The 22,963-nt window shown below is 57.0% G+C and carries 24 protein-coding genes; 15 read left to right on the top strand and 9 right to left on the bottom strand.

From position 1 onward, the window contains the following. The first annotated feature begins 33 nt into the window (after positions 1-33). The 8 genes from tsaE (at position 34) to ACR0BU_RS11690 (ending at position 9,628) form a co-directional block, all read left to right on the top strand. Positions 34-507: a tRNA (adenosine(37)-N6)-threonylcarbamoyltransferase complex ATPase subunit type 1 TsaE gene (tsaE, locus tag ACR0BU_RS11725; RefSeq protein ID WP_480737395.1), complete on the top strand. Its 474-nt coding sequence runs from the start codon at positions 34-36 to the stop codon at positions 505-507. Further along, on the top strand, positions 504-1,508 hold the full coding sequence (locus tag ACR0BU_RS11720; protein ID WP_480737397.1) for an aminoglycoside phosphotransferase family protein: 1,005 nt from the start codon (positions 504-506) through the stop codon (positions 1,506-1,508). The genes tsaE and ACR0BU_RS11720 overlap by 4 nt, the downstream gene beginning before the upstream one ends. Further along, positions 1,505-2,191: a nucleotidyltransferase family protein gene (locus ACR0BU_RS11715; RefSeq protein WP_299081227.1), complete on the top strand. Its 687-nt coding sequence runs from the start codon at positions 1,505-1,507 to the stop codon at positions 2,189-2,191. The genes ACR0BU_RS11720 and ACR0BU_RS11715 overlap by 4 nt, the downstream gene beginning before the upstream one ends. Further along, entirely contained in the window at positions 2,184-5,108 is a 2,925-nt protein-coding gene (gene addB, locus ACR0BU_RS11710) for a double-strand break repair protein AddB (protein WP_480737398.1), read from the top strand. Before ACR0BU_RS11715 ends, addB begins: the two co-directional genes overlap by 8 nt. After that, positions 5,105-8,464: a double-strand break repair helicase AddA gene (gene addA / locus ACR0BU_RS11705; RefSeq protein ID WP_480737399.1), complete on the top strand. Its 3,360-nt coding sequence runs from the start codon at positions 5,105-5,107 to the stop codon at positions 8,462-8,464. The genes addB and addA overlap by 4 nt, the downstream gene beginning before the upstream one ends. Positions 8,465-8,524: 60 nt before the next feature. Further along, complete coding sequence (trxA, locus tag ACR0BU_RS11700; protein ID WP_298935853.1) at positions 8,525-8,845, top strand: thioredoxin; 321 nt, start codon at positions 8,525-8,527, stop codon at positions 8,843-8,845. A gap of 73 nt (positions 8,846-8,918) precedes the next feature. Beyond that, a complete protein-coding gene (locus tag ACR0BU_RS11695; RefSeq protein ID WP_480737401.1) occupies positions 8,919-9,269 on the top strand; it encodes a Lin0512 family protein in 351 nt (116 codons plus the stop codon). Then, positions 9,266-9,628, top strand: coding sequence for a Lin0512 family protein (locus ACR0BU_RS11690; RefSeq protein WP_298935855.1), 363 nt, complete (start codon positions 9,266-9,268; stop codon positions 9,626-9,628). Before ACR0BU_RS11695 ends, ACR0BU_RS11690 begins: the two co-directional genes overlap by 4 nt. A gap of 60 nt (positions 9,629-9,688) precedes the next feature. On the opposite strand, the gene ACR0BU_RS11685 is transcribed toward ACR0BU_RS11690, so the two are convergent. Further along, on the bottom strand, positions 9,689-9,883 hold the full coding sequence (locus ACR0BU_RS11685; protein ID WP_298935856.1) for a DUF1127 domain-containing protein: 195 nt from the start codon (positions 9,881-9,883) through the stop codon (positions 9,689-9,691). A 197-nt stretch (positions 9,884-10,080) separates the two neighbouring features. Here ACR0BU_RS11685 and hslV point away from each other — a divergent pair, with 197 nt between their 5' ends. After that, positions 10,081-10,638, top strand: coding sequence for an ATP-dependent protease subunit HslV (hslV, locus tag ACR0BU_RS11680; protein ID WP_298935857.1), 558 nt, complete (start codon positions 10,081-10,083; stop codon positions 10,636-10,638). Here the strand turns inward: hslV and ACR0BU_RS11675 are convergent. Next, entirely contained in the window at positions 10,630-11,871 is a 1,242-nt protein-coding gene (locus ACR0BU_RS11675) for an MFS transporter (RefSeq protein WP_480737402.1), read from the bottom strand. The two genes, hslV and ACR0BU_RS11675, sit on opposite strands and share 9 nt — an antisense overlap. 203 nt (positions 11,872-12,074) lie before the next feature. On the opposite strand from ACR0BU_RS11675, the gene hslU reads away from it, so the two are divergent. From hslU to ACR0BU_RS11660, 3 genes are all read left to right on the top strand, one after another. Next, the gene (gene hslU, locus ACR0BU_RS11670; RefSeq protein WP_480737404.1) at positions 12,075-13,382 is read left to right on the top strand and encodes an ATP-dependent protease ATPase subunit HslU; all 1,308 of its coding nucleotides are present in this window, start codon (positions 12,075-12,077) and stop codon (positions 13,380-13,382) included. A 106-nt stretch (positions 13,383-13,488) separates the two neighbouring features. Beyond that, positions 13,489-14,586 carry an alpha/beta hydrolase gene (locus tag ACR0BU_RS11665; protein WP_480737405.1) on the top strand — a complete coding sequence of 366 codons (1,098 nt, stop codon included), beginning with the start codon at positions 13,489-13,491 and terminating at the stop codon, positions 14,584-14,586. Further along, a complete protein-coding gene (locus ACR0BU_RS11660) occupies positions 14,583-15,803 on the top strand; it encodes an MFS transporter (protein ID WP_480737406.1) in 1,221 nt (406 codons plus the stop codon). The genes ACR0BU_RS11665 and ACR0BU_RS11660 overlap by 4 nt, the downstream gene beginning before the upstream one ends. Here ACR0BU_RS11660 and ACR0BU_RS11655 read toward each other — a convergent pair. From ACR0BU_RS11655 to ACR0BU_RS11645, 3 genes are read right to left on the bottom strand one after another with little or no spacing between them, the layout of a single operon-like run. Further along, positions 15,800-16,387 (bottom strand): Smr/MutS family protein, encoded by a 588-nt coding sequence (locus ACR0BU_RS11655; RefSeq protein ID WP_480737408.1) that lies wholly within the window; start codon positions 16,385-16,387, stop codon positions 15,800-15,802. The genes ACR0BU_RS11660 and ACR0BU_RS11655 overlap by 4 nt on opposite strands. After that, entirely contained in the window at positions 16,387-17,427 is a 1,041-nt protein-coding gene (gene mltA, locus ACR0BU_RS11650) for a murein transglycosylase A (protein WP_300071238.1), read from the bottom strand. Before mltA ends, ACR0BU_RS11655 begins: the two co-directional genes overlap by 1 nt. Next, entirely contained in the window at positions 17,424-18,086 is a 663-nt protein-coding gene (locus tag ACR0BU_RS11645) for a Tim44/TimA family putative adaptor protein (RefSeq protein WP_120633028.1), read from the bottom strand. The genes mltA and ACR0BU_RS11645 overlap by 4 nt, the downstream gene beginning before the upstream one ends. Before the next feature lie 108 nt (positions 18,087-18,194). Here ACR0BU_RS11645 and ACR0BU_RS11640 point away from each other — a divergent pair, with 108 nt between their 5' ends. Together ACR0BU_RS11640 and secB are read left to right on the top strand one after the other, a co-directional pair. Beyond that, on the top strand, positions 18,195-18,695 hold the full coding sequence (locus tag ACR0BU_RS11640; protein ID WP_480737410.1) for an FxsA family protein: 501 nt from the start codon (positions 18,195-18,197) through the stop codon (positions 18,693-18,695). 54 nt (positions 18,696-18,749) lie between these two features. Next, positions 18,750-19,250, top strand: coding sequence for a protein-export chaperone SecB (gene secB / locus ACR0BU_RS11635; RefSeq protein ID WP_298935867.1), 501 nt, complete (start codon positions 18,750-18,752; stop codon positions 19,248-19,250). A gap of 24 nt (positions 19,251-19,274) precedes the next feature. Here the strand turns inward: secB and dnaQ are convergent, their stop codons facing one another. Genes dnaQ through ACR0BU_RS11615 form a run of 4 tightly spaced genes read right to left on the bottom strand, consistent with a single transcriptional unit; the run spans position 19,275 to position 22,009 of the window. Continuing rightward, complete coding sequence (gene dnaQ / locus ACR0BU_RS11630) at positions 19,275-19,997, bottom strand: DNA polymerase III subunit epsilon (protein WP_298935868.1); 723 nt, start codon at positions 19,995-19,997, stop codon at positions 19,275-19,277. Further along, the gene (coaE, locus tag ACR0BU_RS11625; protein ID WP_480737412.1) at positions 19,990-20,583 is read right to left on the bottom strand and encodes a dephospho-CoA kinase; all 594 of its coding nucleotides are present in this window, start codon (positions 20,581-20,583) and stop codon (positions 19,990-19,992) included. The genes dnaQ and coaE overlap by 8 nt, the downstream gene beginning before the upstream one ends. Continuing rightward, a complete protein-coding gene (locus tag ACR0BU_RS11620; protein ID WP_299890590.1) occupies positions 20,580-21,413 on the bottom strand; it encodes a shikimate dehydrogenase in 834 nt (277 codons plus the stop codon). Before ACR0BU_RS11620 ends, coaE begins: the two co-directional genes overlap by 4 nt. Next, the gene (locus ACR0BU_RS11615) at positions 21,410-22,009 is read right to left on the bottom strand and encodes a Maf family protein (protein ID WP_299890592.1); all 600 of its coding nucleotides are present in this window, start codon (positions 22,007-22,009) and stop codon (positions 21,410-21,412) included. The genes ACR0BU_RS11620 and ACR0BU_RS11615 overlap by 4 nt, the downstream gene beginning before the upstream one ends. Positions 22,010-22,412: 403 nt before the next feature. Between ACR0BU_RS11615 and ACR0BU_RS11610 the strand changes: the two genes are divergently transcribed. Beyond that, positions 22,413-22,862: a CopD family protein gene (locus ACR0BU_RS11610; RefSeq protein WP_480737414.1), complete on the top strand. Its 450-nt coding sequence runs from the start codon at positions 22,413-22,415 to the stop codon at positions 22,860-22,862. Positions 22,863-22,963: the final 101 nt, after the last annotated feature.

The following is a 22,963-nucleotide window of genomic DNA, read 5'->3' as shown; positions in this document are numbered from 1 at the left end:
GCAGCCGCTGGGACGCGCGTTCATTGTGGCGCCATGATCAAGGCGCCCTATTCCATCACTCTGAATTCACCCGAAGAAACCGCAGAATTTGCAGCGCGTCTTGGCGCTGATGCAGGTCCCGGGGACATCTTGCTGCTGGAAGGTGCAATCGGCAGCGGCAAAACCCACTTTGCGCGCAGCCTGATACAATCGCTGATGGATGTGCCGGAAGATGTCCCGTCACCCACCTTCACATTGGTGCAAGCCTACGACACGCAAGTGGGTGAAATCTGGCATTGCGATCTGTATCGCCTATGCACGGTGGACGAGATTGAAGAGCTCGGTCTGATCGATGCGTTCGACCACGCAATATGCCTTGTAGAATGGCCTGACAAACTTGGCCCGTTAAAGCCCGAAACAGCGCTGACCCTAAGCTTTCAAACAGACCCGGATTCAATGGATACTCGCCATCTGACCGTGTCGTGGTGCGACCCGAAATGGGCTCTGAGGCTGGAGAACGCGGCATGACAAATCGTGCAGCTTTGGCCGAAGCCCTGATTGCGCAAACGCCCTGGGCCGGCGCCAGCCGCGCGCCGCTGGCTGGGGACGCCTCGAACCGTCGGTATGAGCGCCTGACCGATCCTGTCAGCGGCCGCACAGCTGTTTTGATGGATGCGCCTCTGGAAAAAGGCGAAGACGTCACACCTTTTGTTCGCGTTGCCGAATACTTGCGTTCGAACGGCCTGAATGCACCTGAGATCTATGCAGTGGATGCGCAATCCGGGTTTCTGTTGCTCGAAGACTTGGGCGATGATCTTTTTGCTCGCGTGCTGGAACACGAGCCCGCGAAAGAACGTGCGCTCTATGAGGCCGCAACCGACGTTCTGGTTCATTTGCACAAAGCGCCTTTGCTTTCGGTGCCGTCCTATGACCCGAAACTGATGACCGAATTGGCGGCGCTCTCTTTTACCAAATATGCGCAACGTATTCTTGGGCAGTACGACGTGACCGCCCTGGCACGGTTTGAAGACCGGTTCTCCCATATTCTGCACCACGAGGCTTCAGGCGCAAAAGTCGTGATTCAAAGAGACTATCATGCCGAAAACCTGATCTGGTTGCCTGAAAACAAGGGCGTTCAGCGTGTCGGTTTGCTGGATTTTCAGTCCGCCATGCTGGGGCATCCCGCGTATGACCTTATGTCGCTTTTGCAGGACGTGCGCCGCACTGTGTCCGCCGTGACCGAAACGCAGATGATCGACCGCTACCTCGCAGCCACGGGGCTGGATGATCACGACTTTCGCACTGCGTATAGCGTGCTTGGGGCGCAGCGTAATCTGCGTATCCTGGGCGGTTTTGCGCGTCTGGCGACTGAATATGGCAAACCCCATTACGTGGACCTGATCCCTGCCACATGGTCGCACCTGATGCGCGATCTCGAACATCCCGCGCTAGTCCCGGTTGCAGACGTGCTGCACCAGGCGCTGCCCGCACCAACGCCGGAAAATCTGGCAAAACTGAGGATGAAATGACTCGAAGTCCTGATGCGTTGATGCTGTTTGCGGCCGGGTTCGGTACCCGAATGGGCGATTTAACCAAAGATCGGCCCAAACCGTTGATCGAAGTCGCCGGAAAGCCGCTGATCGATCACGCGCTGGAGTTTGTGAACGAGCTCAACCCCCAACATGTCGTCGCCAACCTACATTACCGTGCAGATCAGCTTTCGGCCCATTTGGCACCAAAGGGTGTTCTGCTGTCTAACGAAGCACCAGACATATTGGAAACCGGGGGTGGGTTGCGTGCGGCCCTGCCCTTGCTGGTCACGAATCCTGTTTTCACAATGAATTCGGACGCGATCTGGGCCGGACCCAACCCTTTAACCTTGCTTCAAAGCGCCTGGGACTCAGAGCGTATGGACGCCCTGTTGATGTGTATTCCGACCAGCCAAACCATTGGTCATACCGGCCAAGGGGATTTTATTGCGGATCAGGACGGACGGATCACGCGCGGGCACGGGCTGGTCTATGGCGGTGCGCAGATCCTTAAAACGGATGGCTTGCAAGCTTTCCCACAAAAGGCGTTCTCGTTGAATCTTCTCTGGGATCAAATGCTTGATCAGGATCGCCTGTTTGCACTGGAATATCCCGGGCGCTGGTGTGATGTCGGACGACCCGAAGGGATTGCTCTGGCCGAAGGCTTGCTGGCAGATGTTTGACTCCGGCACCCTGCCCCGCGTCTTTGCGGTTCCGCCGGGCGCGGATTTCCCCAAAGCGCTGGTCGAAGGTCTGCAACAGCGCAATGCTGGCCCGCCCGAGGCAATGGCCCGCGTGCAACTGGTCGTCAACACAAGGCGGATGGCCCGGCGCGTGCGGAGCTTGTTCGACCAAGGCCCGGCTTGCCTGCTACCGCGACTGTCTTTGGTCACCGATCTGGGGGAAAGCCTGGATCTGGCGCAGATTCCTCCGGCCATTCCGCCGTTACGACGCCGGTTGGAACTGACCCAGCTGATCGCCAAGCTATTGGAACAGCAACCCGATCTCGCTGCGCGTTCGACTCTGTTCGATCTGTCCGACAGCCTGGCGGCCTTGATCGACGAGATGCAGGGCGAAGGCGTGTCTCCGGACGCAATCCGTCAGTTGGATGTCAGTGACATGTCTGGCCACTGGGCCCGCGCGCAGGCCTTTATCGGGATTACCGACCACTTCATCGAGTCCGGAACGGATGCTATGGATGCACAAGCCCGCCAAAGGCGTGTGGTGCAAGACCTGATCGCCCGCTGGAGGGTGGCACCGCCCCAACACCCGGTTGTTCTTGCCGGGTCGACCGGGTCGCGTGGGACCACCTTGATGCTGATGCAGGCGATCGCCCGGTTGCCACAGGGGGCATTGGTGCTGCCCGGTTACGACTTCGATCAACCCGATCATGTATGGCGCGAACTGGATGAGGCCCTGGCGTCAGAAGATCATCCACAATACAGGTTTCACAAACTGATGCGCGGACTGGAGATCACGCCAGACCAGATTGCGCCATGGACGGATCATCAATCGCCCTCACCCGCCCGTAACCGTTTGGTTTCGCTCGCTTTACGACCAGCACCGATCACAGATGCCTGGATGACCGAAGGTCCGCAGCTTTCAGATTTACACGATGCCACCAAAGACCTGACCCTGGTCGAGGCACAATCCCCCCGGGCGGAAGCGCTGGCCATTGCTCTGCGGCTGCGGCAGGCCGCTGAAACCGGCCAAACCGCCGCGTTGATCACACCGGACCGAATGCTGACACGGCAAGTCAGCGCTGCGCTGGACCGGTGGAACATCCTGCCGGACGACAGCGCGGGCCTGCCGCTGCAGCTGTCACCCCCCGGACGGTTTCTGCGCCATGTTGCGGGGCTGTTTGCCCGCCGTCTGGATGGTGAGGCGCTGTTGACGCTGCTCAAACACCCCTTGTGTCATGACGGTGAAGATCGCGGTGTCCATTTACTGCACACCCGTGATCTGGAACTTGATCTCAGGCGACATGGGCCGCCGTTCCCCGACACCACAAGCCTGACGGACTTTGCGATCCGAAAAGACGTACCCGAGGGCTGGGTCAACTGGGTGACAACGCATTTTTGCGACCAACAGATCCTGGGCGAGCGACAACTGACCGATTGGGTCGATCACCTACAGAGTTTGGCCGAGGCGATATCCGCTGGCAGCACTGGCGAAAACGGAACTATTTGGGACAAAAACGCCGGACAAAAAACGCTGAAACTTGTGGCCTCCCTGAAGGATGAGGCGCATCACGGCGGCCCCATGACAGCCCATGACTTCACCGATCTGCTCAGCGCACTACTTGCAGGGGAAGAGGTCCGAGACCGCGACGCGCCGCATCCGCATATCATGATCTGGGGAACGTTAGAGGCGCGCGTTCAAGGCGCTGATCTTCTGATCCTTGGTGGATTGAACGAAGGCAGCTGGCCAGAAGCACCTGCACCCGACCCCTGGCTGAACCGTCAGATGCGTGACAAGGCTGGTCTGTTGCTGCCAGAACGGCGGATCGGGCTATCAGCACACGATTTTCAACAGGCCGTCGGCGCGCCCGAGGTCTGGTTGACCCGCGCGGTTCGATCAGACGACGCAGAAACCGTCCCGTCGCGCTGGGTAAACCGCCTTGCAAACCTGTTGCAGGGCTTGCCGGGGCAGGGTGGCCCTGCAGAGTTGGCCGAAATGCGTGCCCGTGGTCAGCAATGGTTGACCTGGTCCGAAACCCTGGAAGACGCCCCTCGGATTGCTCCGGCGCAGCGACCCTCGCCCAGGCCTCCGGTTGCGGCGCGCCCAAGACGGCTGTCAGTGACCGAGATCAAGCGCCTGATCCGTGATCCTTACGCGATTTACGCCAAACACGTTTTGCGGCTGAAGCCGCTCGACCCCTTAGTGCAGGCACCAGATGCCTTGTTGCGCGGGATCGTCATTCACGAAATTCTTGAGCATTTCATCAAAGACAGCGTGCTCGACAGTGCCTTGCTGACTCGTGAGAACTTTCTGAACCGGGCCGGCGCCTTGTTGGATCAGCATGTGGCCTGGCCAACGGCCCGCAAACTGTGGCACGCGCGGCTTGAACGGATCGCGGACGACTTTCTAGCCGCCGAAATCAGGCGCCGCGGCGATGGCGGCCCCATTGCTTTTGAGGCTACGATGAAACTGGCTTTGACACCGCTCGATTTCACGATCGCAGGACGCGCAGACCGGATTGACCGAAACAGCCGGGGTGCATTGCGGATCATCGACTATAAAACCGGCGCGCCTCCGCCAGAAAGCCAGCAGGCAAAATTCGACAAACAGCTGCTGATCGAAGCCGTCGTGGCAGAGCAGGGCGGCATTGACGGGATCGACCCCATCTCGGTGGCTGAAGCAATCTTTGTCGGTGTGGGCACCACCTACAAAGAGGTCCCAGCGCCGCTGACGAAAGAGCCAGTCGACAAGGTGTTGATCGAGCTGAAACAGTTGATTTCAGCCTATTTAGAGCCTGATCAAGGCTTTTCATCACGTCGCATGCTGCACAAGGACACAGACTTGGGCGACTATGATCATCTGGCCCGGTTTGGTGAATGGGACCGCACCGCTGACACCCAACCCGAGAACCTGACATGAGCCCGCATAACGACGCCACCGAACGGCAGGTGCAGGCCGCGCGCCCCGATGCGTCGACATGGCTCGCCGCCAATGCGGGCTCGGGCAAGACACGGGTTCTGACAGACAGGGTCGCGCGCCTGTTGTTGGGCGGAGTGCAACCCCAGCACATTCTGTGCCTGACCTATACCAAGGCCGCCGCCAGCGAGATGCAGAATCGGTTGTTCAAACGCCTTGGCGAATGGGCCATGCTGGGGGATGACCCACTGCTGGAACAGCTGACCGATCTGGGGGTTCAGGGTGTCATCGATCCCGCACAGCTTGCTCAGGCGCGCACGTTGTTTGCCCGCGCTATCGAAACTCCGGGTGGTCTTAAAATACAAACGATCCATTCGTTTTGCGCCTCACTGTTACGCCGTTTCCCGCTCGAAGCCGGGGTCAGCCCGCAATTCAGCGAGATGGAGGACCGCGCCGCAGCGCTATTGCGCGACGAAATCGTCGAAGACTTCGCAGAAGGGCCTCAGGCAAAGCTGATCGAAGATGTCGCACGCTTTGTCACGGAGACTGGGTTCGAAAACCTGACGGCGGCGGTGACACAAAAACGGAACCTGTTTGCGCACCCATTACGAAGGCCTGACCTTCTGCAACGCTTTGGGCTGCCGGACGGGTTTGATGAGAACGCTTTGGTATCTCGGGTTTTTTTAGGCGGTGAGGTCGACCTGATCCGGTCAATGCTTCCAGCTTTGATCGAAAGCGGTGGCAATAACGCCAAGGCGGCAGAGAAGCTCGCCGCATTTACCGATGCTGGATTTGGCTCACTACGCCCGTTAGAAGGCGTGTTCTTGACCGGTAAGTCCGCGAAAGACCCCTTTACCGCCAAAATCAACGGGTTTCCGACCAAAGCTCTGCGCGAAGGCGTACTCGCTGATCGGATACCGCAGCTAGAGGCCTTCATGCTTCGGATCGAAGCCGCACGGGAACACCGCCTGGCCCTTGTTGCTGCGGAAAAAACGGCTGTTCTGCATCGATTTGCCGCTGCCTTCCTGCCCGAATACGAACGACGCAAGCAATTGCGTGGCTGGCTGGATTTCGATGATCTGATCCTGCGTGCGCGTCAGGTACTGAACGATCCGGCGGTGGCTGAGTGGGTGCTTTATCGTCTTGACGGCGGCATCGACCATATTCTGGTGGACGAGGCCCAGGACACCAGCCCGGATCAATGGGATGTCGTCGAAAAAATGGCGCAAGAATTCACCAGCGGGGAAGGCGCCAGATCCGGGGTTGAGCGCACGATCTTTGTGGTCGGCGACAAGAAGCAATCAATCTATTCCTTTCAAGGTGCAGACCCGCAGGCGTTTGATCGAATGCAGCTCGAATTTGGGCGAAAACTGGCGGAATCAGGCTCTAAACTGTGGGATTCAACGCTTGAGTATTCCTTCCGATCCTCCAGCGCGATCTTAAACCTTGTCGATATCCTGTTTGAAAACCACACAGAGGCGGGGTTTCACAAGGAAGCCCAGCACCGCGCCTTCAAAGCCGATCTGCCCGGTCGCGTGGATTTGTGGCCGGTGGTGGAAAAAGTCGAAGATGACACCGAGGGAGACTGGACCGATCCAGTCGATCGCCCCGGCGCGCGCCATCACACGATGATCTTGGCAGAGCGCGTCGCCAAAGCGATCAAGACGATGATAGATGACGGAACAACGATCCCTGAGGATGGTGAAACTTCGGGGCGGTTCGTGCGCCGGAAAGTTGAACCGGGTGATTTCCTGATACTGGTTCAGCGCAGATCCGACTTGTTTGCCGAGATCATTCGCGCCTGTAAGTCCGAAGGCCTGCCTATTGCGGGGGCTGACCGGCTGAAGGTTGGCGCCGAGCTCGCCGTCAAAGACTTGGCCGCTTTGCTGAGTTTCCTTGCTACCCCAGAAGACAGCCTATCGTTGGCCACCGTCTTGAAATCGCCGTTGTTTGGATGGTCAGAACAACAGCTTTTTGATCTGGCCCACCGCCGGGATGAACAATTTCTATGGGCGGCCTTGCGCAAGCGCAGCGCTGAATTCCCTGAAACGCTGTCCGTTCTCAACGATCTGAGGGGTCAGATCGACTTTTTGCGCCCTTATGACCTGATCGAGCGCATCCTGACCCGCCATGACGGACGGCGCAAATTGCTTGGCCGTTTGGGAGCCGAGGCTGAGGACGGTATTAACGCGCTGCTGTCGCAGGCCCTGGCGTATGAGCGGACTGATATTCCCAGCCTGACCGGATTTCTGGTGTGGATGCAGACCGATGATCTTGAAATCAAACGCCAGATGAGCGGTGTCGGCAATATGATCCGGGTCATGACGGTGCATGGCTCCAAGGGTTTGGAAGCACCCATTGTCATACTACCGGACACCGGCAAACGACAGCCCCCCCGCGACGCCGAGATTATGGTCGCGGGTGGCACACCGTTGTGGAAAGTTCCTGCGGATGCGTCGCCCAAGCTTGTGTCGCAAGCGCGGGATGAAGCGCGCAGCAAGGAAGAAAACGAACGGCTGCGATTGCTATATGTGGCTCTAACACGGGCAGAAAAGTGGTTGATCGTTGCGGCCGCTGGCGATGTCGGCAAAGATGGAACCAGCTGGTATCGGATGGTCGAAGCCGCGATGGAGCGGGCAGGGGCAACCGAATTGCCGAACTCGGACATCCGAAGATTATCGCATGGGGATTGGGACACCCTCCCTGTGGTCGAGCATGCTGAAACAATGCGGCCGCATATCGATTTGCCGGATGTATTCCTAAAACCCGCGCCAGAGCCGGTGATCCCCGCAGAAACACTCAGCCCGTCAGATCTGGTTGGCGCCAAAGCGTTGCCCAGCGATGTCGGGCAGGATGAAGTGGCGGCCAAACTTCGCGGAACCCGCCTGCATCTGCTGCTGGAACACTTACCCGGAACCGAGCAGGACCTATGGCCACAGCTTTGCGCCAGGGTTCTTCCCGATATGCGCGAAGCAGAACGGCAAGACCTTTTGTCCGAGGTCAACCGCGTCCTAACCGCTGATCATTTGCGACCGATCTTTACTGATGACGCGCTGGCCGAGGTCCCGATTTCGGCAGACCTGAATGGGCAGCGCATACACGGCGTTGTGGACCGTCTGATCGTGACGGAAACTGAAGTCCATGTGGTTGATTTCAAATCAAATGTGACCGTTCCAGCCCAGGCCGGGAGGTGCCCTGAGGGCCTGCTGCGGCAGATGGGCGCCTACGCGAAAGCCCTGGCGCAAATCTATCCGGACAAACAGATCCGAACCGCAATTCTGTGGACCCGAACAGCCGAGTTGATGTGGCTGCCACACGATCTTGTGACGGACGCGGTGTCGCGTAACCAGATATCTTGACCTCCCCCGCGGCGGCACCTACGTTCACTCCCCAAGCGCATCTCATTCAGGAGACAGAGTATGTCGACCGTAGCCGTCACCGACGAAACATTTGACGCCGAAGTCAAGAACTCGGACGTCCCAGTTGTTGTAGATTTCTGGGCCGAATGGTGCGGACCCTGTAAGCAAATCGGTCCCGCCCTGGAAGAACTGGCCTCTGAGTACAACGGCAAGGTGAAAATCGCCAAGGTCGATGTGGACAGCAATCCAAATGCCGCCGCCGCTATGGGCGTGCGCGGCATCCCCGCCTTGTTCATTTTCAAAGACGGTGAGGTGGTATCCAACCGCGCTGGTGCCGCCCCCAAAGCCGCGCTGCAAAGCTGGATCGACGAATCCATCTGATCTGGCAGTAACAGTATCATCAAAAGGCGCCTCAGATCGGGGCGCCTTTTTTGTTGAGCGAAGGGAACAGCTGATGGCAAAAACGCGGGTTCTTGTGGAATTCGGAATGGGCACGTCGCTGCGACGCACGGACTACACCGAGGCAGCGTTGCGTGCCGTCAAAGACGCGCTGTGGCACAACTCGGTCAATATGGCCGAGCTGTTCGGGTTTCCGAAGGAAGCGATGATCATTGATGTCGAGATCGGGGTGCAGCAACCGGATCAGGTTGATGTGGAGGCGCTAAAAGCTGTCTTCCCGTACGGCCAGCCCAACATTTCCGTGACCAAAGGCGGTTTGGACATCAACAAGCCGCATGGCGATGGCCGCACGGTCATAGCCAACGCTGCCCTGATTGTCTCGTTTAACATGGAGCCCGCGCAATGAGTGAAAAACGTATCATTCTGGAAATGGGCACGGGAAACGACCTGTATGGTCAGGATTACACCAAGGCCGCGCAACGCGCCGTGCAGGATGCGTTGCACCATTCTTCAATCACACTGTTTTCCAAGCTTGGCATCGACCATTCGGAAATGCGTGTATCCGTGACGATCGGTGTGCAGCAGCCCGACGCCGTGGATTGCGATCTGGTTGCCGCCGATCTGCCACGGGGTCGCGCCAAAGTTCGCGCCGTCAAAGGCGGGCTGGACGTCACCGACGATGAAGCGGGCACACGCCATGTTATCGCAACGGCCGCGATCGAGGCATTTTTGCCGGATCAAGCCGGCAAATATGTGCAGAGATGACAAAGAAAAAGCCGCTCGGATATCCGGGCGGCCGTTCCGTTACCTAGATCCGGGTTGGGATCAGAAGTTTGCGATATCCGCGCGCACCAGCCCGATGTCTTCCAGCTGAGCGTCAGTCAGATTCACCAGAATCTTGCGTGTCTTGCGGGCTTCATTCCATTCGACGGCACCGTCGAAAGCTTTGATGAAGGCGTCCACTACGTGCAGGATGAAAGCTGCTCCGAGCGGCGCATGAATATTTGCGGTCGTTGCCATTTGCGCAGTCCTTGTATTTGAAACAGCCGACCCCTTGTCGGTTGTAGGGCTCATGTAGTCTGTAGGGTGCGGACTCACAATTGCTGGTCCGGTAACCCCGGATTGCGTCCTGTGCATATCTTTTGTGCGGTTTATGAACGGGTTGCGCCAAAGACCTACCCGACCCATATAGGGTGCCGACGATAGTGGAGGCTTACATGGCAGACAGCGACTTTCCCGGATGGCACGGCACAACGATCATTGGCGTAAAAAAGGGCGGTCAGGTCGTCATCGCCGGTGACGGGCAGGTCAGCCTTGGCCAGACCGTGATCAAGGGCACTGCGCGCAAAGTGCGTCGTCTGTCACCCGGTGGGTTTGAAATTGTCGCCGGGTTTGCAGGATCCACAGCAGACGCTTTCACGTTGTTGGAGCGTCTGGAAACCAAGCTTGAGGCAACGCCTGGCCAACTGGCCCGCGCCTCGGTCGAGCTGGCGAAGGACTGGCGCACAGACAAATACCTGCAAAAACTTGAGGCGATGTTGATTGTCACCGACGGTAAAGACTTGTTTGTGATCACCGGGGCAGGGGACGTGCTGGAACCCGAACATAACGTGGCCGCCATCGGATCGGGTGGAAACTTTGCCCTTGCCGCCGCCCGCGCCATGATGGAAAGCGACAAATCGGCCGAAGACGTCGCCCGTCAGTCCATGGCGATCGCGGCTGATATTTGCGTTTACACCAATGGCAATCTGACGGTCGAGGCGATCTCAGGCTAACAAAGCTGAGATTTCTTTGCCCTTCCAGCGGCGGTGCATGCCGATCAGCCCGAGGATCGCCGCAACAATCACGATGTAATAGGGCACACGGATGTCGATGCTCATCAAGCCTCCGCCGATCAGGGACATCACCCCGCCAGCAAGGCAGAACACTGCCGTTGTGACCCCCATAACCCAACCCTGATCCGTTTCACTGACAGCCGAGGAAAACAGGCCCAAAAGGGTTGGGTATGAAACGCCGAAGAAGAAGTAGAAGAAGAACACGGGGATGTAGCTGAGCACGCCGCTGGGGCTAAAAGCAAAGGCGAACCCGCTAACCATCATGACCACAAGCGACGTGTAGATGATCGCGTGTTTGCTGAACCTCTCTTGCGCGGGTTTGACAAGGAAGGTGCTGGAAAAGGCCAGCGCAACGCCAATAACCACCATCGCCATGCTGCCGCCGATCACCCCATAGCCAAAAGCACTAGTGAGGAAATTGTCGACAAAGACATAAAAGGTGACATTCGCGATCATGAACAGCGCATAGACAGGCAGAATTTTCAGGACCATCGGATGTTCGCGCACCGCAATCAGGCTGTCTGTGATGTCGCGTGGACGGAACACAAACGCGGCGCGTTCAGTCCGGGTGTCCTTGAAGAAAAACGTCACCAGGAAGATCGCGATGAGAACCAGAACAAACGCGCCAAAGAACGGCGTTTTCAATGTTGCTACGCTGCCCAGCAGGGCGGTATCTGACAGCACTGCACCGATGATTGGCCCTCCGACCAGACCAAAGCTGACGCCGGTGATGATGTAACCCATATTGCGGTCGCGATCCGCCGCATCAGTGCTGCCATCAATCATGGCCGCCTGCGCAATAGGCTGGTTTCCGGCGGTGAACCCGGTGATGGACCGACCCACGATCAAAAGCAGCAGACTGTTTAGGTACAAGGCCACAATGGTCAGCGCGTAGCCCGCCAATGCGCCTGCCAGACAGACCAGAAGCGCATTTTTGCGACCGATCGAGTCCGAGACTTTCGAGACATAAACAACGCCCAGAAACCAGGACAGAAAGAAGCAACCGATCACCAGGCCATAATACAGGTGCCTACGGCCAGATGGCGTACTTTCCGGAAGGAATCCTGATTTTGTCTCCATGATTAGTGAGTTGATAATCGGGAAAACCAAGCCCTGCCCGATCAGGTCGACAAACACGACAAACAGCAACGTGATTTTGGCAATCTTTGTCATTTCGCAATCCTGACCACTCAAACCATTGAAATCACTTTAGCAGACGCTGATCGTTTGACCTATGGCGCTGTTGGTGGAAAGCAATTGCAAACCAAAGACGCCGTTGCTAACCAACGCTGCCAGCGAAATTGGCTTGGTTGTTTTCATGGTCGCCGTGATTACCTATGCCAAATGTCACCAATGCCGACCGAAAGGACTGCCCCTTGACCGACCTAACCCCGCGCGAGATTGTCTCGGAACTGGACCGTTTTATCATCGGTCAGAAAGACGCGAAACGCGCAGTGGCGGTGGCGTTGCGCAATCGCTGGCGGCGCAAGCAGTTGGCTGATGATATTCGTGATGAGGTCTATCCAAAGAACATCCTGATGATCGGGCCCACCGGCGTGGGTAAAACCGAAATCAGCCGACGTCTGGCCAAGCTGGCACGCGCGCCTTTCATCAAGGTCGAGGCAACCAAATTCACCGAGGTCGGCTACGTCGGTCGCGACGTGGAACAGATTGTCCGTGATCTGGCCGACGCTGCCATTCTGCAAACCCGCGAATTCATGCGCGAAGATGTGAAAGCAAAAGCCTATGAAGCCGCCGAAGATCGCGTGATCGAGGCCATTGCCGGAATCGACGCCCGCGACGGCACGCGCGAAATGTTTCGCAAGAAGCTTAAAGCAGGCGAACTGGATGATACGGTCATTGAGCTTGAGGTTGCCGACAGTTCGAACCCGATGCCGATGCTCGACATTCCAGGCCAACCCGGCAGCCATATGGGCATGATGAACCTGAGCGATATCTTCGGCAAAGCCTTTGGCGGACGTACTGTCAGACGCCGGATGACCGTCGCGGAAAGCTATGATCTTCTGATCGGGGAAGAAGCGGACAAGCTACTGGACGACGAAACCGTCAACCGAACCGCATTGGAGTCCGTGGAGCAAAACGGCATCGTATTCCTGGACGAGATCGACAAGGTCTGCGCGCGCGCCGACGCCCGCGGTGGCGATGTAAGCCGCGAAGGTGTGCAGCGAGATCTGTTGCCCCTGATCGAGGGCACGACTGTGTCCACCAAACACGGCGCGGTGAAAACTGACCATATCCTGTTTATTGCGTCGGGCGCGTTTCACATCGCCAAGCCGTCGGACCTGTTGCCAGAACTTCAGGGCCGTTTGCCTATCCGGGTCGAGCTTCGGGCGCTGACTGAAGAGGATTTCGTGCGTATCCTGACGGAGACCGACAATGCCCTGACCCGTCAATATACGGCCCTGATGGGCACCGAAAAGGTCACCGTTGATTTCACCAAGGATGGCATCGCCGCGCTGGCACGCATTGCGGCCGACGTAAACCAAAGCGTTGAAAACATAGGCGCACGTCGACTGTACACGGTGATGGAGCGTGTTTTCGAAGACCTGTCCTTTGCTGCACCCGACAAAGCAGGGGCGGAAATCACCGTCGATGCGCAGTTTGTTAGTGACAATCTGGGTGAATTGACCAAATCCGCTGACCTGAGTCGTTACGTTCTGTAACCAAATCAGCCAGAATTCGCTGCTTTATCGCAAGCGTTCACCTGTTGTCACTGGACGCGGTGCAGGAAATGAATAGCGTAGCGCAACGACACTCCGAGGTCTGATTGTGCTGCGCTATTTTATTATTCTCCTGACTGCTGTTACCTTGACTGCTTGTGTGGATCGCTCGATTTCCGAAACCGTCCCAAGCGCGCTACGGGTTGGAACACCCGAAACGGTCTTTGCCGTGACGTCGCGCGCACGCGAACCGGATGGGTCATACGGGTATCGCAGGGCAGAGCAGCTGCGGTATCTGGAGATGACGGTGTCAATTCCGCCGTCCCATACGCCGGGGACCCTGAAATTCTCTTACGCCGACCCGAATCCAGACAAACAATTTGTCTTGGCCGATGTTACCGAGTTTTCCGGCCCGCAAGATCTCCGGAAACGGCTGACAGGTGTGAAAGAAGTCACCATTTTTGTTCACGGGTACAATGCAACTCAGACCGAAACCGCGTTTCGGGCTGCACAGCTGTCGCATGACATCGGAATTCCTGGGTCGATCCTGATTTATTCCTGGCCAAGCCAGGCCCGCGGGATTGGCTATGCTTATGATCTGGACAGCATGTTGTTTGCGCGGGACGGGTTAGAGCGCACGATCCGCGAGCTAAAAGCGATGGGGGTGACCCATGTGAACGTTCTGGCGCATTCCATGGGCGGCGCCCTGACAATGGAAATGATGCGTCAAGCAGAGCTGCGGAAACCTGGCTGGTCCAGACGTAACATTGAAGGCGTCATTCTGATTTCGCCGGATCTGGACGTAGATCTGTTTCGAACGCAGATGGACAGCATCAAAAACCCTCCGGATCCGTTTGTTGTGATGGTGTCAAAAAAGGACAAGGTCCTGAATATCTCGGCCCGGCTGCGCGGCACTGCTGACAGCAAAAGGTTAGGCAACATAGACTCGATTGAGCAACTGGAAGACTACCCGATCAGCGTGATCGACACGACCGCGTTCAACAGCGATGCTGGGTCATCGCATTTCGTTGCAGCGACGTCGCCTGCGCTTTTGTCCATCCTCAGCTCTGTTCGGCGCGTCAACAACACCTTCGGACGCGACCGACCGGGGGTGAAAGCCCTGGTTCCAGCGACCGAAATCAATACTGACGGCGCCACAGAAATCGTATTGACCGAGACGGGAGCGGCACAGGTCACCTCTCCGTGACACAGTTTCACCTGCGCCAATACCTGCGCCAAAATGCAACCTGGCTTGGCGCAGGGGTTTTGTTGACCTTTCTGTCCAGCTTTGGTCAGACGTTCTTTATCTCGATCTTCGCGGGTGAAATCCGGTCAGAGTTTGGGCTAAGCCATGGCGCGTGGGGTGGGCTATATACGCTGGGCACAACCGTTTCGGCCATCGTGATGATCTGGGCCGGCGGGTTGACCGATGTCTTTCGTGTACGTGTCCTGGGACCGATTGTTTTGGCCGGTCTGACATTGGCAGCCGTTGCCATGGCGCTGAATTCCTGGGTGGTTCTGCTGCCTGTTGTCATCTTCTTGTTGCGTCTTTTTGGCCAGGGGATGAGCACACACCTGGCCCTGGTCGCAATGGCACGCTGGTTCACAGCCACGCGCGGTAAAGCCCTTTCGATTGCGGCAATCGGATTTGCGATTGGTGAGGCACTGCTGCCGCTGACCTTTGTGGCTGCAATGGTGCTTCTGGATTGGCGCTGGCTGTGGATGTTTGCTTCCGGCATCACCCTTCTGGGTATCCCTGTATTGATGCGTTTATTGCGACAGGAAAGAACACCGCAAAGTCTGGCTGACAAATACTCGTCCACCGGCATGCAGGGCCGTCACTGGACCCGGCGTGAGGCTTTGTTCCATCCGCTGTTCTGGTTCATTGCGCCCTCAGTGCTGGCGCCATCCGCCTTCACCACCGCGTTCTTTTTCCACCAAGTCTATCTGGCCGAAGTCAAAGGCTGGCAACATATCCAGCTGGTCGCCCTGTTCCCCATCTTCACCGCCGTATCACTGCTTTCGATGTTCGCCACGGGATGGGCTTTGGACAAATGGGGCACTGCACGCATGATGCCGTTCTATCAGCTGCCCTTTGCCATGGGCTTTGTCACTCTGGCGATGTCGACCACGATCAGCGGCGCCATGGTCGGGTTGGTGTTTCTGGGCCTAACCGTCGGGGCAAACAACACGTTACCCAGCGCCTTTTGGGCCGAGTTCTACGGTACGCGGCATATTGGGTCGATAAAGGCGCTGGTCACGGCAGTCATGGTACTTGGGTCAGCCATCGGACCGGGTCTGACCGGCATTCTGATTGATTATGGCGTTTCGCTCGACACCCAGTTCCTGTGGATCGGGGCATTCTTTCTGCTGGTGTGCCTGTTAGTGTGGATCGGGGTGACCCGTGCCGCACGTACACTCTAACGAGTACGCCGCAAATAGACGTAGTAAGCGCCGTCGCCGCCATGGCTGATATGGGCAGGCGAAACCTGCATCACCGCCTGCGCCAATGGGTGCAGAGACAGCCATTTCGGCACCTGATTGCGCAAGACGCCACGCGGCGTTGGAATCGGCCCGGGCTCATCCCGGTCTTTTCCCTTCCCGGTCACCACCAGAACCAAGCGCTTGCCCTGTGCCTGCGCATTCAAGATGAAGCGGATCAGCGCCGGATGGGCCGTATCAACCCGCATACCATGTAGGTCAAGCTTGCCTTCGGGCTTCAGCTTGCCGCGTTTCATCCGATTGAACGCCTTGACATCCATCTGAACCGGCGCCGCTCTGAGCGTTTCGGTTACTGAAGGCTTGAGGCTGTTCCCGGATGGTTTTGCGCGGTGGTTTTGCCCCAGTTCGAATGCGTCAATCCGGGGTTTCGGACTTTTCTTTGGCTTTGGCTTGGGTAGGGGTGTTGGATGAACAGCCTGCGGGATTTCAGGGTGCAACCGTTCCGCCTTTTGCGCGACCTTCCGCCAAAGCTCCACCTCTTCAGCTGTCAGTTTGCGCCGGGTCATCAGAATTCATCCGGCAACAAGGCGTAAGCGCGTTGTATCGGCAGTAATACCACCATTCGACCCGGATCTTTCAATTGCCCGGCGGCCTGACCCGCTTCATCTCCAGTACCGAAAAAGATATCGGCCCGCTGGGCGCCCTTGATGGCCGATCCTGTATCCTGCGCGATCATCAACCGGCGGATCGGGTCTTTGCCATCCTTTTCCACCCAGACCGGTGCGCCAAGCGGCGTAAAAGCAGGGTCGGCGGCAATGCTGCGCATCGTGGTCACGGATCGGTTCATCGCCCCCAACGGCCCGAATTCCGGCGCCACCCGTGTGACTTCGCGGAAAAACACATAGGACGGGTTGTGAAATAGAAGCTCTGCGCCGGCCTCTGGGTTCTTGCGCACCCATGCGCGGATCATCTGGGCGCTGACCTCATGCGCGCCTAAGATACCACGCCGAACCAGCTCGACCCCGATTGAGCGATAGGGGTGTCCATTTGCGCCGCCATATCCGACGCGCAAAGCGCCGCCATCTGGCAAGCGCACACGGCCCGAGCCCTGAATTTGAAGAAAAAACAGTTCGACCGGGTCATCGACCCACGCAATCTCTAACCCGCGGCCCTGCATCGCATCGCCAGTCAGAATGTCACGGCGGCTGAGCCATTGCCCGGCTTCGCGGGCCTCGGGCGGCATCTTGTAGATCGGGTATTTGAACCGATCCGAACGCGATCTGGACCCATCAAGTTCTGGTTCGAAATATCCGGTAAACAGCGCGTCATTCCCGTCCTCAACCAGAACAGGCCGGAAAAACAATTCGAAAAATGAACGGGCGGCATCGGCTTCATACGATCGGGCCGCACCACAAAGCGCCCGCCAATCTGGCCCAGCCAGATCACCACATGTGTTCAAAAAAACCGAAAGGGCTGCCCCGTGATCGTCGGCAGCCCAGCCATCAAGATCTTCGAATGACAGGATAGAGCGCGTCGCCTCTGCTCCGGCGGCGCTGGCAGAGGTCATGACACCCACCAATAGTAGCGACCGGAGCGTTGCAATCATGCGTCCGTGGCAACAAGCAGCCAGTTTGGATCGTCCTTGCCCATTACTCGGGCAAAGGTCCAGCTGTCCTTTTGGCGTTTGATCGTATTGGGGTTGCCTTCGATGATATCACCACCGCGATCACGCACGACCGATGTCAGTTCGCCCACAAAGCGCATGGTGATTTCCGCCTGATTGGTATCCTTGTCGAATTTTGCATCCGACAGTGTGGTTTCGCGCACACCAACAAATTCAGCTTCGATTGTCAGACCCTGATCTTCGCGCGCGGAAACAACCGATACGAAGGTGTCGAACACCTCTTCCGACAGGAACGGCTGAATCTCGTCAAGATTTCCCTTCTCGAAGCCCATCACGATCATCTCGTAAGCGCCGCGCGCGCCCTGCACGAATTCTGTGACGGAAAAACTGGGCTCGACCCGCTTCATCGCAGCCAAAGTCTGGGCCTGATCGCTGTCTTCGGGCACATGATCCGTAATGTCATGATCCGGACCACCTTCAATAACTTCGAAATCGCCACGGGATTTGCTTGCATTGGGCTGCTGTTGCAGCGGTGGTTTTTCGAAACCTTCGCGCGTGCCCAAAACGCTTCTCAGGCGGAGGATCAGGAAAACAGCAATGCCAAGTAGCACCAAAAGCTGGATCATGGGGTGGTTGCTCATTTCATTCTCTTTTCAGCGCCGAGACTTTGTGTACACGGCCTCATGCCACTATGTAGGTGACAGTTGGTGGCAAGTCCACAGCCCCAGCTATGAGAAAGGATAGCGCAAATGTACCTGTTCTTGGCATTTTTGTTGGTGCCTATCATCGAAATCGCTCTGTTCATTCAGGTTGGCGGGTTGATCGGTCTTTGGCCTACGCTTGCGATTGTAGTCCTGACAGCGGTTTTGGGCACCGTTCTGGTTCGGACACAAGGTCGCATGGCACTGGGACAATTGCAGCGTTCATTTGCCGAACTTGATGATCCGACCGAGCCGCTTGCCCACGGCGCCATGATCCTGCTGTCGGGGGCATTGCTGCTGACGCCGGGCTTTTTCACAGACGCAGTTGGGTTTGCCCTGTTGATCCCGGGCTTCAGGATGGCGGTTTTTCGCTATCTGAAATCCAAAGTCAAAGTCACTCAGTTTCAGATGGGTCCAGGCCCTGGCTTTCAAAACACCAAAGCCCCGTTTGGTCAGGGTGACGTGATTGACGGAGAATTCACCGAGGTTCGGCCCAGAAAAAACCCTTCAAAGCCGTCCAAATGGGTAGAAGGCCCGCCCGAGCATTGAGGTGTCGCGCCCAACTTGCTAAGCAGTGGCGATTTTTACATTTGGAGTAGATCCATGGCCGAAGAAAACGCTGCAGAAAACACTGCGGCACCATCCGCCCCGCAGGTTCAGATGCGTGTTTTGGGGCAGTTCATCCGGGATATGTCGTTTGAGAACGTGATGGCTCAAAAAGGCGTGTCCGGGGATGTTCAGCCCGAAATCGCCGTTCAAGTGAACCTCGATGCCAAGAAGCGCCCGACCGATAATCAATACGAAGTGTCGATCAAGCTGAACCTGAAATCTAAGGCCAAAGGTCTGGAAGACGTGCTGTTCCTTTGCGAGCTTGACTACTGCGGTCTGTTCCACATCGAAGGTGTGCCAGAGGATCAACTGCATCCGTTCCTGATGATCGAATGCCCGCGGATGTTGTTCCCATTCCTGCGCCGCATCGTCAGCGATATTACCCGTGACGGTGGCTATCCGCCGGTCAATCTGGACAATATCGACTTTGTCAGCCTGTATCGCAATGAGTTGGCGCGCCGCCAGGCGCAGCAGGCGCAAAGCGCTGACGCTTAAGGTTTTAACCCGCGCCTGACCGGATCAGGCGCGGGTCCAAAGGGCGTTTTCGCCCAGCTTCTCAACAAAAGTCTCATGCGCTGCTTGCTCATCTTCGGTAATTCGAGATGGCAGTGCCGTTGCGCGTGGGGATGGGCGCCAGTCATCACCGCCACCTGCGGCTGTCGAACCCGATGCAGACAGGCCAAAATCGGGTTGCCGCCCGCCGATCAGCTCCAGATACACCTCGGCCAGAATTTCAGAGTCGAGCAAAGCGCCATGCAATACCCGGTTCGAGTTATCGATGTTGAACCGCCGGCACAGAGCATCCAGCGACGCGGGCGAGCCCGGAAAGCGTTTGCGCGCAATCGCCAGCGTGTCGAGCGCCTGATCCATCGGCAGCGGCGGCAGGCCCATCCAGCCAAGTTCGGCGTTCAGGAACTTCATATCGAACGACGCATTGTGGATCACCAGTTTCGCGTCGCCAACAAAATCGCGGAATCCCTGACCCACTTTGGCGAAGACTGGCTTGTCTTTCAGGGTCACCTGACCTTTTTCAATCGGGCGCGGTGGCTCCAGAAGGTCGGGTCCAATGCCGTGAACACCAAACGCCTCTTCGGGCATGGATCGTTCCGGGTTGATATAGACATGATAAGTTTCGCCGGTGGCCACGTGGTTCCACAGCTCAACCGCGCCGATCTCTACAATCCGATCACCGCTTTCGGGGTCAAATCCCGTGGTTTCGGTATCGAGTACAATCTCACGCATCTGCCAATCTCGCCCGTATCTGCCTGACCACATCCTGCACCTGTGCGCGGGCATGGTCCAGTGTGTCGGTGACAATCACATAATCCGACCGCGCAGATTTTTCGTCATTTAGCATCTGTTTGGCGCGGATCTGTTCAAACTGTGCCTCGGTCATCGTTCCACGCTCCATCACACGGCGCGTCTGCTCCTCGGCTGGGATCGACACGCAAGCCACGGCGTCCATTGCCGCGTCACCCCCAGTTTCAAACAACAGTGGGATGTCAAACACCAAAATATCTGCGGTCGTGCTGTCGCGAAATGCGGCCCGATCTGCAGCCACCAGTGGATGCACAATCGTTTCAATGGTTTTCAAGGCTGCCGGATCACCTGAAATAATCTGCTTTAGCGCGTCCCGGTTCACGGCACCATCCGCGACCGCAGAAGGAAAGGCAGTTCTCATGGGCTCAACCGCTGCGCCACCTTTTGAATACAGCCGGTGAACGGCATCATCCGCATCCCAAAGCGCACATCCTTCGTCGACAAACATTTGTGCTGTGGTGCTTTTGCCCATTCCAATGGACCCAGTCAGACCCAAGGCGAAGCTCATGCCAAAGCAGCAGCGCGGGTGTCTGCGTCTACGTCAGGGCGAATTCCAAACCAGCGCTCGAATCCAGGTACGGCTTGGTGCAACAGCATTCCCAATCCGTCGACCGTGGTGCATCCAGCATCGTCAGCTGTTTGCAAAAGACGCGTTTTCAAAGGGGTGTAGACCAAATCGGTGACCACAGCACCGGGCTGCAACCCATCCAACGGCACCCGCAATTCCGGCTGGCCCTGCATGCCCAAAGATGTTGTGTTGACCACCAGCTCTGCGTTTTCAATCACATTACCCGCCTGAACCCAATCGACCACTCTAATGCGCTGGCCGAACTCCTCTTTCAAATGATCCGCTCGGGCCCGAGTTCGATTGGTCAGCAGTATTTCCGGAACTCCGGCATCCGCAAGGGCCTGCAAGACAGCACGCGCCGCGCCTCCGGCGCCAAACACAACGGCCGGGCCATCCGAGGCGCTCCAGTCGGGCGCACCGCTGCACAGGTTTTCCATGAATCCGTATCCATCCGTGTTGTCGGCATGAATTGACCCGTCGTCACGAAACACCAGCGTGTTCGCAGCGCCGATGACCGTCGCCCTGTCCGACGCGTGATCGGCCAGCCGCAACGCAGCCTCTTTATGTGGAACCGTAACGTTTGCGCCGACAAAGCCCGCCTTTGGCAATGTTCGCAAAACGGTCTCGAGATCTACCGGAACCACGTCCATTGGAACATAATGCCCCGGCAAACCATAGGTTTTCAGCCAATGACCATGCAGCTTGGGTGAGCGCGAGTGCCCAATGGGATGCCCAATCACACCAGCCAGCGGAACCCGAGTGTCCGTCATTGATCAATCACCCCTTTGACAGCCAGAAAATTTAGCAGCTCCAGTAAAGGCATACCCAAGACGTTAAAATAGTCCCCGTCAATGGTGGCGAACAGGCGCACGCCTTCTTCTTCCAGCTTGTAGGCCCCGACAGCATGGCGGATGCTGTCCCAATTCCGCGCGACATAATCGTTCAGATATGCATCGGAACTGGCGCGCATGCGAAGACGTACCTGGCCAACATGCCGCCAGACCGGTTCACCATCCTGATAGATCACCGCAGCTGATAGCAGCATGTGCCGCTTGCCCCGCATCATCTTAAGCTGCGCCAACGCCTCTTCTCGCGTATCGGGCTTTGACAACAATCGGCCCTCAAAATCCAGAACCTGATCGCACCCAAGAACCATTGGCCCCGGGTTCTTGTCACTGATCCTGCGCGCCTTCATTTCTGCCAGCGCGTCCGCAACATCGCGGGGCGGGGCATCCTCTGCCAACAGCGCGCGTTTCATGGTATCCTCATCTACGCGCGCGATCTGAACGGTATGAGGCACCCCTGCGTTTTCCAGCAGCTGCGTTCGGATTGAAGACCCTGATGCCAGGATGATGGGGACAGACATGTGGACAACCCCGTGCGCAAATCATTGAGAGTTCTGGGGTGCTTTTTATGGTTTTCCGGTTGACACGCAACCCTGGGAGTCTCGCGTCAGACTTCCCCGAGTCGCCCTAAAAAAGTCCAGCAGGGACAAGAATAATTGTGACAAAAGGAACAACTCAAGTTTCCGGAACTACCCAGAGAGTTATCCCCACCAGAGTGATGATATTTTCGTTATAAGTACTTGTTTTAATTGTGTTAAATTTCGTATTAACAGAATCACTTGTGATGGAAAAGATTCTGTCCACCTGGGGAAAACATAGGTGTAAAAAAGTAATCCACTGATTCCGGCCTCCCTACAAAACCATCATCCTTTTTCTTTTCTTATATTTTTATTAGGTAGGTCCCGAACAAAGCCGAGAACCAAAATGACCGATCTTCTTTTCACGCTGTACCCATGGGTGAAGTCGCTTCATATCATGGCCGTCATCTCGTGGATGGCTGGTCTGTTCTATCTTCCCAGATTGTTCGTCTATCACGTCGAAAAAGCGCAGTCCGTCGATGGGGCGCAAGAGATTTTCTTCGAAATGGAGCACAAGCTGCTGCGCGTGATTATGGGACCCGCAAGTATGGTGGCCTGGGTGTGCGGATTGATCATGGTCTTTACTCCCGGCATCGTCGGCTGGGATTACAGCTGGCCCTGGGTCAAAGGCGCAGCTGTGATCGGCATGACGTGGTTTCATCATTGGCTGATGGCACGGCGTAAAGACTTCTTAGAGGGGCGTAACACGCTCACAGGGCGTCAGTACCGCATGATGAACGAGGTTCCCACCGTCTTGATGGTAGTGATCGTTCTGGCCGTGATATTGAAATTCTGAGGCCTGTTTGACTCCGACCGCTTTGGCGCTTATGAAAGGCGCAACACGCCCGTCCGGGCGGCGTATCTTCCAAGTTGAAATTCCATTCTGGTGCCGCGATC

It is taken from the genome of Ruegeria sp. CK2 (assembly GCF_056536585.1).
Note: the sequence above shows the minus strand (reverse complement) of the source record. Positions and strands in the feature narration are given on the sequence as shown.